The 2,581-nt window shown below is 40.6% G+C and carries 2 protein-coding genes; both read right to left on the reverse strand.

Annotation, left to right across the window (positions count from 1 at the left end):
* Positions 1 to 2,342: glycosyltransferase (locus tag RDS42_RS14025; RefSeq protein ID WP_308784203.1), on the reverse strand; the 2,342-nt coding region annotated here is incomplete at its 3' end.
* A gap of 30 nt (positions 2,343 to 2,372) precedes the next feature.
* A partial coding sequence (locus tag RDS42_RS14030) for a hypothetical protein (RefSeq protein ID WP_308784204.1) occupies positions 2,373 to 2,581 on the reverse strand: 209 nt, incomplete at its 5' end.

The following is a 2,581-nucleotide window of genomic DNA, read 5'->3' on the forward strand; positions in this document are numbered from 1 at the left end:
TTTACAGCTTTATTTTTTTCTTTTAATTTTTTATTTGTACGGCGAAGAGACTGTATCCTTTTTTCCAGATTTTCTATTTTTGCATCTTTTCCTATTTTTGCATATAAGGTCATATATTTCAGCAGTACAGTTTCTACTTCATCCGGATTCCGGTTTTGATTTTCCTCTCCTTCTGAAGATATTTCTGTAAAAAAGCTGTCCCACTGCTCTCCAAGATCTGTTTTTTCCAGGTCCTGCACCTGTTCCCGGCCCTTCAGACCAATCTCTTCTCCCAATTTCGGATCTTCAAGAAGTTTTATTACCTCCTTTGCAAGAAGATCAGGACGCTTCTGCGGTACAGAGATGATTCCTCTTCCGTCTCTTGTCAAGGTAAGCCACGGAAGATCGTAAGTCACTACAGGAACTCCATGCGCCATCGCCTCGCAGAACACCATGGAAAAACCTTCATATTCGGATGTTCCCACAAATACAGATGCAGTGCTGTAATATTTTTCTACTTTTGAGGTAAATCCGGTTAAAATAAGATTATCCTGTATTCCCAGCTGTTCGATCAGATCCTCCAGTTCTTTACTGACATTTTCATTTCCCTGACCGATCATATATAATCTGGCATCCGGTATTTTTTTTACTACATGGGCCATCATATATGCCGCATCAAAAGGCTGCTTCTCCGGCGAAATCCTGCCAGCCCATACAATTGTATTGTCTTTTCTTTCTGTGATCACAGTAGAATCCACAGTAAAAGAAATCGGATTAGAGATGCATTTTGAATAATCGGTAAAGCAGCTGACCAGTCTCTGATCTGCCTCTGATAAGGTTACAACTCCATTACTGATACGATAATCATAGATCAGCTCAGCAAATTTGTCTCCCATAAAACGGTAAGGAGCACAGGTAAAACTGTGACAGTGTATTACAAAAGCCGGATGCGACGGCTGCCCTTTTACACTGAGTATATCCCATAAAATACAGGGGTCCACCCACATTCCTGTTACAACAATATCTATTCCATGCTCCCGGATCACTCGTTCCCATGCCTGATATCGTCTGGAATACAATCCTTCTGTTAATTTTGTAACAGCAGGAATACAGTCTCTTTTTACACGAGGATCCAAAGAATACTCCTTGATTGAATTCTTTTCCTCCTCCTCGTCTGTAATCAAGATTACCTTGTACAACGGATTTCCTGCTTCATCCACCATTTCTGCCCAAATATTGCACAGCTCAGCCGCAACCCTCTGGGCACCCCCATTTTTGATCGAACGGTAATACATTGCCACTGTTCTCGGATAACCTGAAATATGTTTCTTATGTGTAAACAGCTCCACCTGTGCAAGCTTCTCTGCAACACCAGCAGCTTTCTCCCAGTTCTGTTCTGCAAGCTTACTGATCACTTTATCCATTCCCCAGACATCAATGAGATGCTGAAATGCTTCCGACAGATTTTCTATCTGAAGATTTCTGGCCCAGCGTCCTGTACAATCCCCAAGAAAATGATCAGCAATGGTATCAAGAACCGACTGATATTTTTCCAGTTCTCCCTGCTGCTGTGCAAACTCCACCAATGCTTCCCATACTTTTTTTTCTGTGAGAAGAACATCAAATTTGGCAGTTGATATATAATTGCTGCCGGTAACTCCAAGTCCAAATTTATACCGGTACAACTGGTCTTCAATCCCTCTGTAGCTTCTGGAATTGTATGCAATCAGAAAAAAAGCATACAAATCCTGTGCTTTAGGAAAAGATCCGTCCTTTACCTGCTGAAATGCCCTGCGGCATATGTCTCCCTTGTAAATCTTATTCCAAAGACTGTACCCAAAAAACTTATCTGTCCAGCAGGCCCCAACAAGATTTTCTTCATTGATCTCAGCTTCCATATAAGGTTCCAGCAGTTTCTGGTTCATTTCGATACGTTCTTTAGGCACTCCTGCACAATTGATAATCTCTGTGCCAAACTGAACCATATCTGTACGATATTTTTCTATTGCCCTGTAAGCTATTTCACAGGCCTGAGGATGCAGTTCGTCATCTCCGTCAACAAACATGATATATCTTCCACGGGATGCTGCCACTCCATCTTTTCTTGCCTGAGAAGTGCTTAAATTTTCACTGTGATATATGGGAATGACCCTGGAATCCCTTGCTGCATAATCCTTCAGTATTTTTGCAGAAGAATCCCTGGAACAGTCATCTACACAGATGATTTCAATATTATTTAATGTCTGTCCGCAGATACTGTCCAAACAATTTGGCAGATATTTTGCCACATTACATACAGGAACAATTACGGAAACCAGAACCTCTCCATTATTTGAAGATCCTGTACTCCATTTAAACTTCATTTTTTTCTTTCCTCCATACACTTGTCTCAATCAATGTTTTATCATCTTCTTTAATTTCCTGGGAACAGCCAGAACAGACTGACCAAGCTTAAACGTAGTACTTTCTTTTATACCTTTCAGTTCCTGTTCTGCTTTTTTTGCCCTTTTCAGCCAATAGGATCTTTCTTCTTTTAATCCCATGACCTCACGGAACATATATTCTTTTACGTCATATCGGCATATATCACAATATATTTCAT

It is taken from the genome of uncultured Blautia sp. (assembly GCF_902497045.1).
GTDB lineage: Bacteria > Bacillota > Clostridia > Lachnospirales > Lachnospiraceae > Blautia_A.